Raw genomic sequence first — 13,105 nt, 5'->3', positions numbered from 1 at the left:
CCGGTAGGTTTACCGCGTGTATTTGAAGAGTCTGACACTTAAAGGGTTTAAATCCTTTGCCTCTGCCACCACTCTTCGACTCGAACCCGGAATCACCTGCGTGGTCGGACCTAACGGCTCTGGAAAATCAAATGTTGTTGATGCACTCACATGGGTGATGGGCGAGCAGGGCGCAAAATCTCTGCGCGGTGGAAAGATGGAAGACGTTATCTTCGCCGGTACTTCTGGCCGAGCGCCGCTTGGTCGCGCTGAAGTTGCAGTCACGATCGATAACACCGATGGCGCACTGCCGATTGAATATACCGAAGTAACTATTTCGCGCATCCTCTTTCGTAATGGACAGAGTGAATACCAGATCAACGGCGAAGCATCACGACTTCTAGATATTCAGGAGCTCCTTAGCGATTCCGGTATTGGCCGTGAAATGCACGTCATCGTTGGGCAAGGCCAACTGGATGCAATTTTGTTGGCAACACCGGAAGAGCGACGAGGATTTATTGAAGAAGCTGCCGGTGTTCTTAAACATCGTAAACGTAAAGAGAAGGCGATTCGCAAGCTTGACTCCATGCAAGCAAATCTGGCGCGTGTCAATGACCTCACCGTTGAACTCAGGCGTCAGCTGCGTCCGCTTGGCAAACAGGCAGAGGTTGCCAAGAAGGCGGCAACCATCCAGGCAGATCTGCGCGATGCTAAGTTGCGATTGCTGGCAGATGATTACATTGCAATGTCTAAGACTCTCGATGCCGAAGTTGCAGATGAGAATGCCCTACGTGAGCGTCGTGCTCTAGTTGAGACTGAACTCGACAGAGTTCGTCGCCGAGAAGAAGAACTTGATGCCACCTCAGCTTTTGAGAGCCCGCTATTAATTAGTGCACAAGAGAATTTCTATTCATTAAGTGCGCTGCGTGAAAAATTTAGAGGCACGCAATCACTTGCGCAAGAACGTTCACGATTCTTAGCTGAAGAAGCAGAGGAAGCTCGCAACGCTGGTCGCGATCCGCAAGCTCTTGACCAAGAAGCTGCAGCGCTGCGCGTTGAAGAATCTCGACTCCGCGCAGAAGTTGTTCAGGCACAGAGTGCACTCACACAAGCAACAACTCTCTTGGGTACTGCCGAGGCAGCGCTCAAGTCCGAGGAAGACACCATTGCTGCGGCGATGCGCGCCATTGCTGATCAACGCGAAGGTACGGCGCGTCAAGAAGGACATATCAAATCTCTGGCGGCACGACTGGATGCAATCACAGAAGAAATCTCACGTGTGCAAGCTGCACGCACAGAAGCACAATCTCGGTTAGATATAGCGAAGGTTGATTACGCAAGATTTGAAATGGAAATCGGTAACGCCGATGCCGGAGAACAAAGCCTCGATTCTGAATTTCAGGGTGCAAAGAGCGCACTTGATGCGGCGAAGAAATCTCACGAAGAACTCATTGATGCCGAGCGAGCAGCTGATCGTGAGCGAAATGCCCTCGAATCAAAGCTGGAGGCGATTCGTATTACTTCGCAATCACGCGATGGCGCTGCAGAGTTGGTACGCGATTCACGTGGCGTACAGATTCTGGGAAGTATCGCTTCTCTAATTGAAATTGATAAAGGATGGGAAGCTGCAACGGCTGCTGCACTCGGGGGACTGGCAGATGCGGTAGTTGTAAAAGATCTCTCTTCTGCAGTGAGCGCTCTGACCACACTTCGCCGCGAGAATCTTGGGCAAGCAGATGTGCTGGTCTATGAATCTGGCCCACAATCTGCGACTTCTACCCCTAGTGGTCTGAATTCTCTGCTCAGCCATGTTCGCTCAAACCAAATATCGGAACTTCTCACATCACTGCTATCAACCACGGTGGTGGCCGATAACGCCGCTGAAGCTGAAGGCATATTGCGCCAGCACAAGACAGTCACTGTGGTCACTCGAGATGGCGATGTATTTGCATCACACCGTGCACGAGGAGGCTCCGCCTCTTCTCGTTCACTCATTGAAATCTCTGCACTAGTTGCCGACCTGGGTGCGAAGCTTGAAGATATCAACCATAAGAGTGATCGCTTGAAATTTGAGATTTCTAGTGCGGTGACTGAGGTAGAAAATAAGCAATCTACTTTTGATTCAGCCCTTGCTAAGCTCAATGAATCAGATGCTCGTATTGCTGCGCTTACCGAGCAATTAGCGGTTTCAGGCCAGAACATTAAATCGGCCGGGGCTGAAGTAGATCGCCTCACAGTTGCAATCAATGAAGCGACTTCTGCTAAGTCTCGTGATGAAAATGAATTGATTATTGCTCGCACACAAATGCAGCAACATGGTGAGATAACCGAGCCGGATCACTCAAGCGCGGAGGAGATTCGCAACTCTGTCTCACAAGCACGAACAGCTGAAGTTGAGGCACGTCTTGCAGTGCGCACAGCCGAAGAGCGAGTTACCTCAATCTCAGCGCGCGCGTTAGCACTAGAAGAATCAGCGCAAGCAGAGCGAGATGCATCTGAACGGGCAGTATCGCGTCGCGGAGCTCGAGCACGAGGTGCCATTATTTCGCAAGCGATTGCGGAAGCGGCCTATGAAGTTCTCATTAAAATTGAACGTTCTATTGCTAAAGCTCAGACCGAACGTTCGCGGCTGGAGACAAACCGTTCAGATCGAGAAGGTGAGACGCTGACAGTACGCGCGCGAAATCGCGAACTGACATCCGAACTCGACCAACTTACTTCGAGTGTTCATCGCGATGAGATTGCGCGCGCAGAACAACGTATGCGAGTGGAAGCACTTGAGATTAAGGCAGTTGAGGAACTTGGAATCGATATCCCAACTCTGATTAATGAATATGGTCCTGATAAGGATGTACCGACATTTATCGAAACCGAATCAGGTGAGATTGTTGCAACAGAACTGATTCCATACCGCCGCGATCAGCAGGAGAAGCGGCTCGCTGCAACCGAACGTTCACTCACACTGCTGGGCAAGATAAATCCGCTAGCTCTCGAAGAATATAACGCCCTGGAAGAACGACTTAAATTCCTAGCTGAGCAACTAGAAGATTTAAAAAACACTAAGAAAGATTTACTGGATATCATCAAGGAAGTCGATGATCGCGTGCAAGACATATTCATGCAGGCTTATGAAGAAGTGGCAGAACACTTTAAAGATATTTTTGCTCGCCTATTTCCAGGTGGCGATGGTCGACTCTTCCTTACTAACCCAGATGATTTACTCAATACTGGAGTTGATGTGGAAGCGCGTCCGCCAGGTAAGCGGGTCAAGCGTCTCTCACTCTTATCAGGAGGCGAGAAGTCACTTACTGCAATCGCCATGTTGATCGCTATCTTTAAAGCGCGCCCAAGTCCGTTCTATGTGCTCGATGAAGTAGAGGCCGCACTCGATGATGTGAACTTAGGTCGCCTGTTAACAATCCTGGAAGAGCTACGCCAAAGTTCACAGTTGATCATCATCACCCACCAGAAGCGCACCATGGAGATAGCTGATGCCCTCTATGGCGTGACAATGCGTGGAGATGGCGTGACTGAAGTGATTTCACAGCGTTTACGTGAATCTGAAACCGCGTAATCTGCTAGTCGGTTAACGATGGGTCTTTTTAATCGTTTAGTAGCCAAAGTTCGTGGAACTTCCACCGCATCAGCACTCGATTGGTCTGAGATCGAGACCGAGTTACTCTCATCAGATTTAGGCCCATCACTTGTCACAGAGCTGTTGTTAGCTGCGAAGAAGATGCGCGGAGATGATGCAGAAGGTGCGATTAAAGAGATTCTGCGAAGTAAATTTTCCGGCAAGTCTCGCGCACTAGCCACTGGAGATGGCCTTCAGATAGTTGTTATTGTCGGCGTTAATGGCACGGGCAAAACCACCTCGGTTGCAAAGCTAGCAACACATCTACATTCGCAAGGAAAGTCCGTACTCCTTGGGGCAGCCGATACTTTTCGCGCCGCAGCTGTTGAGCAACTAACAACATGGGGTGAACGCATCGGTATTGAAACTATTTCAGGAAAAGAAGGAGCCGAGCCGGCCTCGGTCGCATTTGATAGCGCTAAACGCGCTTTAGAAGTGGGTGCTAATTTCCTTCTAGTAGATACTGCTGGACGACTTCATAATAAGAGTGCGCTCATGGATGAACTTGGCAAGGTAAAGCGAGTTGTAGAAAAGGTCGCACCGATCTCTGAAGTTCTCCTGGTCATTGATGCGACCACCGGGCAGAACGGTCTTACGCAGGCAAAAGTATTTAGCGAAGCTGTTGATGTCACCGGACTGATTCTGACCAAGCTCGATGGAAGTGCGCGCGGTGGGGTAGCCCTGGCCATTGAGAGCGCTCTGGATATACCCATTAAGTTCATCGGAACTGGGGAAGCCGCCACGGATTTCACCCCCTTTGATGCCGAGAAGTACCTAGAGGGCTTGCTCGCGTAACCCACTTGTAACAATTGGGGTGCATTTGTGACACACCCTTAACCTGCAAATCCATCTCCTGTAATGCGCCGTAGGCATCTTTGCGCCATCTCAACGACGAGTATCTCAATCGTATGCAATGGATTCTGATAGAAGGAATTCGGAAATGGACTCGATATGGAAGAAGTAGTTCTTAATAGCGGTGACACCGCATGGATGCTGGCAAGTACAGCCCTTGTACTTTTGATGACTCCAGGCTTGGCATTTTTCTATGGCGGAATGGTTCGCACGAAAAGTGTTCTTAACATGATGATGATGTCTATGGTGACAATCGGAATCGTGAGCGTTCTATGGGTTATCTATGGTTTCGAATTAGCTTTTGGATATAAATCAGATTCACCTTGGTATGGTGGAATCGGACTAAGCAATCTTGGTGGGCAGGTAAATGAGCTCGCCAATAATGGCGGCGTGTACCCAATTCCAGTTCTCGTCTTTGCGGCCTTCCAATTAATGTTTGCAATCATCACTCCAGCACTTATCTCTGGTGCTATTGCTGATCGTGCAAAATTCACTTCGTGGGCAATCTTTGTCGCGATCTGGTCAACAGTTGTCTACTTCCCAGTGGCTCACTGGGTCTTCGCATTTGGAAACAAGATTGGCGACACAATCACTAGCACCGGATATCTCGCCGGTAAGGGAGTCCAAGACTTTGCTGGTGGAACTGCCGTTCACATCAATGCCGGCGCTGCAGGTTTGGCACTTGCAATCGTTCTTGGAAAGCGCATCGGGTGGCGTAAAGAATCAATGCGTCCACACTCATTGCCTTTGGTAATGCTTGGCTCAGGTTTACTGTGGTTTGGTTGGTTTGGCTTTAATGCTGGATCTTCCCTTGCTGCAAATGGAATCGCAGGACTTGCCTTTATGAATACTCAGGTCGCAACTGCGGGTGCAGTAATCGGTTGGCTCTTAGTTGAAAAGATTCGCAATGGACATGCAACATCATTGGGTGCGGCGTCAGGTGCGGTTTCAGGTCTTGTAGCCATCACACCAGCGTGTGCATTCGTTGCTCCTTGGGCTGCAGTGGTGATCGGTTTCATCGCCGGAATCCTCTGCTCACTTGCAGTGAGCCTGAAGTACAAGTTCGGCTTCGATGATTCACTCGATGTCGTAGGCGTTCACCTTGTTGGTGGCATCTGGGGTTCACTAGCAATCGGTCTATTCGGAGCTAGCGCTGTCAATAGCATCGGACTAGATGGAATCTTCTATGGTGGTGGAACTGCGCTGCTAAGCAAGCAAGCACTAGGTGTTGGTCTAGTACTTGCGTACTCATTCATTGCAACTCTGATTATCGGATATGCAATCGAAAAAACTATCGGCTTCCGTGTCACACGTGAAGTTGAAATCGAAGGCATCGACCTCAAGGAACATGCTGAATCTGCTTATGAACTAGCTAGCTCATCACGTGGAGGTGCATCACTATGAAGTTGATTACCGCAATTCTCAAACCGTTCAAGTTAGATGAAGTAAAAGATGCGCTGCAAGCAGCAGGCATCAACGGCATGACTGTCTCTGAAGCCAGTGGCTTCGGACGTCAGCGTGGCCATACCGAGGTCTATCGCGGTGCTGAATACACCGTTGACCTCGTTCCAAAAGTCCGTCTCGAAGTTCTTGTAGATGACAAGGATGCGGCATCAACCGTGGATGTCATCGTCAAAGCTGCATCAACTGGATCTATCGGTGATGGCAAGGTTTGGACAACTCCAGTAGAACAGGTCGTGCGCGTTCGAACAGGAGAGCGTGGACCTGAGGCTATCTAGGGAGGCCCAAACCAAGTAACTGGAAACTAAGATTGGACCATGGGAACACGAGAGCGAAGAAATAGATCTAACGAGGGAGATCTTCTTCTCACATCGCTGTTCCAAGAAAGTGGCGCCAATGTTGAAGAGGTAGCTATCGCCGCGGTCGGAGGTTTCGGCCGCGGCGAACTATCTCCAGGTTCGGATTTAGATATTGTCATTCTTCATAACGGATCCCTACCTGAAGCTCAGTTGGGAGAGTTAGTAAATAAGATACTTTATCCAATCTGGGATAAAAAGATAAAGGTTGACTACTCCGTCCGTACCCGCGCGGAGGTTCGAGCTGCGGCCAGTGATGATCTCAAGGTAATTCTTGGTCTATTAGATATCAGGCTTGTCTGTGGAAGTGCTGATCTAGTTGCCAGCGTACAAATCGATGCGTTAGATGAATGGCGTAAGAACTCAAAGGGCAGACTCCCTGAACTAGAGCGTTCTCTGACTGAACGCCATCAACGTTTTGGTGAGTTGGCATATCTGCTAGAGCCTGACCTGAAAGAGGCTCGCGGTGGATTACGTGATATCACTGCGCTGCGCGCAATCCATAAAAGTGGAACGATTTTAATTCCGATAGAGAAGATAAGTGTTGCTGAATCAATTCTCGCAAACGTGAGAGAGGCCCTTCATACCGTCAGTGGGCGCGATAAGGACAAGTTGTTTTTTCAAGAGCAAGATAAAGTGGCAGCGCTATTGGGATATGCAGATGCTGATGCTCTCATGAGTGAAGTTGCCCAGGCTGCTCGTTCGGTTGACTACCTTCTAGATTCAACGTGGTATCGATATGCATATAAAGGCAAAGATGGTGCTGGACGATTCTTGCGTCGCGTTCGCACCACAACCATTTCACGCGATATCAGCGTTTCAAATAAAGAAGTAGTTATTGATCCCAGCGCAGATTTTGCAGGTGATCCAGTGATTGGGTTACGTGCTGCAGCATCGGCTGCTCAATTAGGACTTCCATTGTCAATGGATTCACTTGAGCGTTTATCAGAATCACTTGGAAATGGTCTGGGTCACCTTCCCAATCCTTGGCCACGCGATGCTCGTGAGAATCTGATTTCACTTATCGGTGCAGGTGCCGCCATGGTGCAAGTCTTTGAAGCCCTTGATCAGGAAGAAGTTCTCTTTGCCTGGATTCCAGAGTGGAAAGCTGTTCGTTCACTACCGCAGCGAAATGTATTGCACCGCCATACCGTTGATAGACATATGGTTGAGACAGCTGTTCATGCGGCAACTCTGACTCGAAAAGTTCACAGACCAGACCTGCTTCTCTTTAGCGCGCTCTTTCACGACATTGGAAAGGGAACGGAAGAAGACCATTCCGAAAGAGGGGAAAGACTCATTGAGCCACTTGCCCTGCGAATTGGTTTTTCCATCGATGACATTGCAACGATAAAGCTATTGGTCAAGCATCACCTACTGCTTTCAGCAACAGCTACGCGTCGAGATTTAGATGACCCTGCAACTATCACCTCAGTTGCAGAAGTAATTCCAGATTTACAATCCCTAGAACTCTTACATGCTCTCAGCATTGCCGATGGTGAGGCAACCGGGCGGGCTGCGTGGAGTGATTGGAAAGCATCTCTTGTCGCAGAGCTCGTAAATCGGGTTGAGAAAGCAATTACGGATAACACAGTGGCTCAACAGCCCGAACTCACAGTTGCTCAGCGAGAGCGCGCCGAATCGGGTGTCCTCTCTGTCAGCATCGAAGATCGCGGTGATGTCTATGCCATCGAGATAGTTGTGCCAGATAGCACAGGGCTGCTCTCCGTTGTTGCCGGCGTTCTCAACGTCATGCGCCTTGATGTCAGATCCGCTCGAACTAAATCTGTTGCACAAGCAGCCGTTATGGAATGGATTGTTATCCCGGACCCTCATGCGCCTGCATTAACGCAAGAGAAGTTGCATCAAGAGCTAGCCAGGGCTCTGGAGAATAAGAGTTCGCTTGCATCACGAATCCAAGAACGTATCGACACATATGCCCAGCTGCCTACTATTCCCGTTCCCGCACCTGTTGTTGAGACCTTTATGGATGCGGCAACTGATGCAACCATTATTGAGGTGAGAAGCCACGACCAACCAGCGCTGCTATTTCGTATCGGTGATGCAATTACCCGAAGCAATATTGATATTCGCTCTGCCATTGTCACAACACTGGGTGCCGAAGCCATTGACACCCTTTATGTGAGTGAAATTGGGGGAGGCCCACTGAGCGCCGAACGTGCCAATGAAGTGGCGATTCGAATTCGAGCAGCCCTGAAGTAGAGTTCCCCCACTATGTTTGATTCGCTCTCATCGAAATTTGCTGGTGCATTTGGTGCACTTCGTGCAAGAGGTAAAATATCTGAAAAAGATATCGAACTCACCACCCTAGAGATTCGCCAGGCTCTTCTTGAAGCTGATGTGGCACTAGAAGTTGTGGAGAGTTTCACAGCACAGGTACAGAGCAAATCACTGGAGTTACTTTCAACTCTGCAAGCGGGCACAAATCAAGCACAGGCAATCTTTGATGTCGTAAACCAGGAACTCACGGAAATTCTTGGTGGGGGAGCACGTCGGATCCGCTTTGCAAAGAAACCTCCGACGGTCATCATGTTGGCTGGGTTACAAGGTGCCGGTAAAACGACTCTGGCTGCAAAGCTAGCAAAGTTTTATAAAGACCAAGGTGAGACCCCAATTCTTGTCGCCTCAGATTTACAACGCCCGAATGCGGTAAATCAATTGCAGGTAGTTGGCAAATCTGTTGGAGTTCCAGTATTTGCACCTGAACCTGGAAATGGTGTGGGTAATCCCGTAACCGTTGCACGAGATGCCATTGCATTTGCTACATCAAAACTCCACAGCATGGTCATTGTTGATACCGCTGGACGCCTAGGTGTGGATCAAGAGTTAATGAATGAAGCGATTGCTATTCGTGATGCGGTCTCGCCCGATGAAATCCTCTTTGTTGTCGATGCCATGATTGGCCAAGATGCCGTGCGCACAGCACAAGCTTTTCAAGATGGCGTTGGCTTTGATGGAGTGGTGCTCACCAAGCTCGATGGTGATGCACGTGGTGGAGCAGCACTGTCCATCGCCGCCCTTACTGGTCGCCCGATTATGTTTGCATCCACTGGTGAAAAAATCAGTGATTTCGATATCTTCTATCCAGAACGTATGGCTTCTCGCATCCTGGGTATGGGAGATGTTGCCACGCTGGCCGAACAAGCGAAGAAAGCTTTCGATGGTGACTCTGCCAAGAAGTTAGAGGATAAATTCTTATCGGGAGAAGATTTCACCCTCGATGATTTCCTAGAACAACTAGAGGCCATGTCAAAAATGGGCTCGATGGGCAAGCTACTTGGAATGCTTCCCGGTGCGGGTGCTATGAAGAAACAGATTGAGAATTTCGATGAATCTGAGATCACGCGCACAAAATCAATAGTGCAATCGATGACTCCCAAGGAACGTCGAGATTTGAAAGTTCTTAATGGTTCACGTCGCGCTCGAATCGCTTTGGGTGCTGGACGAAAAGTCTCTGATGTCAATGCACTGGTGGATAAGTTCACCGCTGCGCAGAAGATGATGAAGCAGATGAGAAACGGTGGATCAATGCCGGGGATGCCTGCTGGAATGCCAGGTCTTCCTCCAGCGCCGTCTAAGACTGTGCCACCGGCTAAGAAGAAGTCGAAATCCGGAAATCCCGCTAAGCGTGCGCTGGAAAATGGGACGATTTCTTAATTTTGAGCGTACCTGGCAAGATTAGCCACCTGTTACAGGGCCCTCTACCCCGGTAACAATCCAATCCACAGTTGGACCACTTAGTTACGCACCCCGCTGTAGCAATTTGGTTCGGCACACTTTTTAGGAGCACAAGTTCTTTGTCTACAAAAATTCGCTTAATGCGCATGGGAAAAATTCGCACACCTTATTTCCGCATCGTAGTTACAGATTCACGTAAGGCACGTAACGGTCTTTCAATTGAAGAAATTGGTCGCTACGTTCCAGGTCAAGAACCATCACTGATCGAAGTTAATTCAGAGCGTGCTCTGTACTGGCTTGGTGTTGGCGCACAACCATCAGAGGCAGTAGAGGCGCTTCTGAAGGTGACCGGAGATTGGCAGAAGCACAAGGGTCTTCCAGGAGCGGAAGGAACACTTCGTGTTGCAGCTCCAAAGCCACACAAGAGCGTTGCCTATGAAGCAGCTGTGAAGGCTGCCGCTGCAGAGCCTGCAGAAGGTGCAACAACTTTGAAGAAGAAGGCACAGGACAAGTTAGCTGCAAAGGCAAATCCTGTTGTGGCCGAGCCAGTGGCAGAAGTTGTTGCGGAAGCTCCAGCTGAAGCAGTAGTAGAAACTCCGGTTGAAGTTGTAGCCGAAGAGACTCCTGCGCCAGAAGCGGTTGTAGAAGATGCGGCTGTAGCAGAAACTCCTGCTGAATAAATATGATTGACGAAGCACTCGAACATCTCGTAAAGGGAATCGTTGATAACCCTGACGATGTCAATGTGAAGGAAAAGACTCATCGTCGAGGAACAACTCTCGAAGTACGTGTTAATCCTGAAGATATCGGCAAGGTGATTGGCCGTAATGGTCGTACAGCTAAGGCGCTACGCACAGTCGTAAGCGCGCTAGCAGGACGCACTGTTCGTGTTGATCTCATCGATACCGACGAGGTTCGCTAACTTTTACACCCATGAAATTAAACGTGGGCCGCATTGGTAAAGCTCACGGAATTTTAGGTGAGGCGACAATCGAAGTTCGCACTGACGAAGCTGAAAATCGCTTTGCCATCGGTGCAGTCTTAGAGACAGATAGCCACGGTGAATTAACTGTGGTTTCTGCCCGCGTTCACAATGGAATTCTTCTCCTTGGTTTCCAAGGAATTGAGGACCGCAATTCGATTGAAGCGCTGCGCAATGAACTTCTCTATGCCGAAGTTGATATCCAAGCGCCTGGAATTGATGAAGATGATTATCACGTCTTACAACTTGTTGGCTGCACCGCCTATCTCGTTGACGGAGATGAGTTCGGAGTTGTCACCGATGTATTGAACTTGCCGGGTCAAGATGTCTTAGCAATCAAAAGCGCCGATGGCGAAATACTGATTCCATTTGTCCGTCAATTGGTTCCGGTTGTCGATATTAAAGCTAAGCGAATGACGGTAATTCCACCTGATATCGATGGAAGTGTGCGATGAAAATAGATGTCATTTCCATATTTCCTGAGTATCTATCACCGCTGAAACTATCCCTACTCGGCAAAGCTCAAAGCTCAGGTCTACTTGAGATTGAAGTTCATGATCTGCGCGCTCTGAGTACCGATAATCACAACACTGTCGATGACACTCCTTATGGTGGAGGCGCCGGCATGGTGATGTTGCCGGAAGTGTGGGGAAAGACCCTTGATCCATTGATGAGTGAGAATACAGATCTCATCATCCTCACCCCAGCAGGTCGTCGCTTTACTCAGAAAACAGCGGAAGAATTCTCAACTGCAACCCACCTGATATTCGCATGCGGGCGCTATGAGGGAATTGATGATCGTGTGCGTCAGTATTATTCAACGCAAGAATTCCAGAACCGCAATATTCGCGTTCATGAAATCTCCATTGGTGACTATGTTCTAGGTGGGGGAGAAGTTGCGTCGATGGTCATGATTGAGGCAATTACACGACTCATACCAGGAGTGCTCGGTAACCCAGAGTCTTTGTCGGAAGAATCACATAAATTTGAGGGCTACCTCGAATATCCAAACTTTACCAAGCCACAAGAATGGCGAGGTATCTCGGTACCAGAGATATTACTCAGCGGAAATCACGCAGAAATTGCAAAGTGGCGAAGCCAACAGGCAGAAAAACGTGCAAAAGATAATCTCTAACTCGAAAGTAATGGCACTTCTGCCTTACTCTTAGCCCATGAGTGAAGAGTCAGCAAAGATCCAGTCTCGCTTAATTCGCGACCTAGAGCCTATTGTTGCAGTTGAACTCGAGCGACATATATCAGTTCAGAAGAATTGGTACCCACATGAATATGTCCCATGGTCTGAAGGACGCGATTATGCGGGTCCACTTAATGGAGATGCCTGGGAAGCGAAAGATTCTCGCCTGACTCCGGTGGCGCAAGATTCACTCGTACTCAATTTACTGACAGAAGATAACTTGCCGAGTTATCACACCGAGATATCAATCTCGATGGGCCGTGATGGCGCATGGGGTAATTGGATCGAACGTTGGACGGCAGAAGAAGCTCGCCATGCGATTGTTATTCGTGACTACCTGATGGCTACTCGTGGCGTTGACCCATACGAACTCGAAGATCTTCGGATGGCTCATATGTCACTCGGATATCAGACTCCTTATGAGAACGACATGCTGCACACGATTGCTTACGTCTCCTTCCAAGAGTTAGCAACACGTATTTCACACCGCAACACCGGAAAAATTTCAGAGGATTCGATTGCTGAAGGAATGATGCAGCGAATAGCGCTGGATGAGAATCTTCATATGCTTTTCTATCGCAATACTCTTTCTGCAGCACTTGATATGGAACCTAACGCTGCAATGCGCGCCATTACAGATGTAGTAACAAACTTTGATATGCCAGGGGCAAACATGCCGGGCTTTGGACGAAAAGCTGTGCAGATTGCGCTGGCTGGAATCTATGATCTGCAGCAACACCTCGATGATGTGATTGCTCCCGTTCTGCGGGCTTGGAATATATTTGAAAGAACGGATCTTTCCGGTGATGGAATTAAGGCTCGTGATGAACTTCAGGCCTTCATGGATGAGACATATAAAGCGGCTTCCGTATTTAACGATAAGCGCGAAGTTCACTTCGAGCGTCAAATCGCGCGCGGTATTGCACCGATTCGCATCACTAACTGAC

General features: G+C 49.0%; 11 protein-coding genes. All 11 read left to right on the top strand.

The annotated features are described in order from the left end of the window. The first annotated feature begins 16 nt into the window (after positions 1-16). The 11 genes from smc (at position 17) to A1sIIB142_RS03895 (ending at position 13,104) form a co-directional block, all read left to right on the top strand. Positions 17-3,553 carry a chromosome segregation protein SMC gene (smc, locus tag A1sIIB142_RS03945; protein WP_223299166.1) on the top strand — a complete coding sequence of 1,179 codons (3,537 nt, stop codon included), beginning with the start codon at positions 17-19 and terminating at the stop codon, positions 3,551-3,553. A gap of 18 nt (positions 3,554-3,571) precedes the next feature. Continuing rightward, a complete protein-coding gene (gene ftsY, locus A1sIIB142_RS03940) occupies positions 3,572-4,408 on the top strand; it encodes a signal recognition particle-docking protein FtsY (protein ID WP_095693765.1) in 837 nt (278 codons plus the stop codon). A gap of 156 nt (positions 4,409-4,564) precedes the next feature. Further along, the gene (locus tag A1sIIB142_RS03935) at positions 4,565-5,869 is read left to right on the top strand and encodes an ammonium transporter (protein WP_095693764.1); all 1,305 of its coding nucleotides are present in this window, start codon (positions 4,565-4,567) and stop codon (positions 5,867-5,869) included. Next, positions 5,866-6,204, top strand: a complete 339-nt coding sequence (locus tag A1sIIB142_RS03930; RefSeq protein WP_095674952.1) for a P-II family nitrogen regulator — start codon at positions 5,866-5,868, stop codon at positions 6,202-6,204. Before A1sIIB142_RS03935 ends, A1sIIB142_RS03930 begins: the two co-directional genes overlap by 4 nt. Before the next feature lie 39 nt (positions 6,205-6,243). After that, on the top strand, positions 6,244-8,505 hold the full coding sequence (locus A1sIIB142_RS03925) for a [protein-PII] uridylyltransferase (RefSeq protein ID WP_095693763.1): 2,262 nt from the start codon (positions 6,244-6,246) through the stop codon (positions 8,503-8,505). A gap of 12 nt (positions 8,506-8,517) precedes the next feature. Continuing rightward, positions 8,518-9,960, top strand: a complete 1,443-nt coding sequence (gene ffh / locus A1sIIB142_RS03920) for a signal recognition particle protein (protein WP_095693762.1) — start codon at positions 8,518-8,520, stop codon at positions 9,958-9,960. Between the two features lie 140 nt (positions 9,961-10,100). Beyond that, positions 10,101-10,661, top strand: a complete 561-nt coding sequence (rpsP, locus tag A1sIIB142_RS03915) for a 30S ribosomal protein S16 (protein ID WP_095693761.1) — start codon at positions 10,101-10,103, stop codon at positions 10,659-10,661. A gap of 2 nt (positions 10,662-10,663) precedes the next feature. Further along, positions 10,664-10,903 (top strand): RNA-binding protein, encoded by a 240-nt coding sequence (locus A1sIIB142_RS03910; RefSeq protein ID WP_095674948.1) that lies wholly within the window; start codon positions 10,664-10,666, stop codon positions 10,901-10,903. Between the two features lie 11 nt (positions 10,904-10,914). After that, positions 10,915-11,418 carry a ribosome maturation factor RimM gene (gene rimM, locus A1sIIB142_RS03905; protein ID WP_095693760.1) on the top strand — a complete coding sequence of 168 codons (504 nt, stop codon included), beginning with the start codon at positions 10,915-10,917 and terminating at the stop codon, positions 11,416-11,418. Next, positions 11,415-12,098 (top strand): tRNA (guanosine(37)-N1)-methyltransferase TrmD, encoded by a 684-nt coding sequence (gene trmD / locus A1sIIB142_RS03900; RefSeq protein WP_095693759.1) that lies wholly within the window; start codon positions 11,415-11,417, stop codon positions 12,096-12,098. Before rimM ends, trmD begins: the two co-directional genes overlap by 4 nt. Positions 12,099-12,135: 37 nt before the next feature. Beyond that, positions 12,136-13,104, top strand: a complete 969-nt coding sequence (locus A1sIIB142_RS03895) for an acyl-ACP desaturase (protein ID WP_095693758.1) — start codon at positions 12,136-12,138, stop codon at positions 13,102-13,104. The last annotated feature ends 1 nt before the right edge of the window (position 13,105 follow it).

Origin of the sequence: Candidatus Planktophila versatilis (genome assembly GCF_002288345.1) — a bacterium.
Classification (GTDB): domain Bacteria; phylum Actinomycetota; class Actinomycetes; order Nanopelagicales; family Nanopelagicaceae; genus Planktophila; species Planktophila versatilis_A.
The sequence above is the reverse complement of the archived record's forward strand: the minus strand, read 5'-3'. Positions and strand labels throughout refer to the sequence as shown.

Excerpts from the sequence above, each read along its gene's own strand:
- ftsY (WP_095693765.1), top strand. The coding sequence starts at position 3,572 with ATGGGTCTTTTTAATCGTTTAGTAGCCAAAGTTCGTGGAACTTCCACC.
- A1sIIB142_RS03935 (WP_095693764.1), top strand. The coding sequence starts at position 4,565 with ATGGAAGAAGTAGTTCTTAATAGCGGTGACACCGCATGGATGCTGGCA.
- A1sIIB142_RS03930 (WP_095674952.1), top strand. The coding sequence starts at position 5,866 with ATGAAGTTGATTACCGCAATTCTCAAACCGTTCAAGTTAGATGAAGTA.
- A1sIIB142_RS03925 (WP_095693763.1), top strand. The coding sequence starts at position 6,244 with ATGGGAACACGAGAGCGAAGAAATAGATCTAACGAGGGAGATCTTCTT.
- ffh (WP_095693762.1), top strand. The coding sequence starts at position 8,518 with ATGTTTGATTCGCTCTCATCGAAATTTGCTGGTGCATTTGGTGCACTT.
- A1sIIB142_RS03910 (WP_095674948.1), top strand. The coding sequence starts at position 10,664 with ATGATTGACGAAGCACTCGAACATCTCGTAAAGGGAATCGTTGATAAC.
- rimM (WP_095693760.1), top strand. The coding sequence starts at position 10,915 with ATGAAATTAAACGTGGGCCGCATTGGTAAAGCTCACGGAATTTTAGGT.
- trmD (WP_095693759.1), top strand. The coding sequence starts at position 11,415 with ATGAAAATAGATGTCATTTCCATATTTCCTGAGTATCTATCACCGCTG.
- A1sIIB142_RS03895 (WP_095693758.1), top strand. The coding sequence starts at position 12,136 with ATGAGTGAAGAGTCAGCAAAGATCCAGTCTCGCTTAATTCGCGACCTA.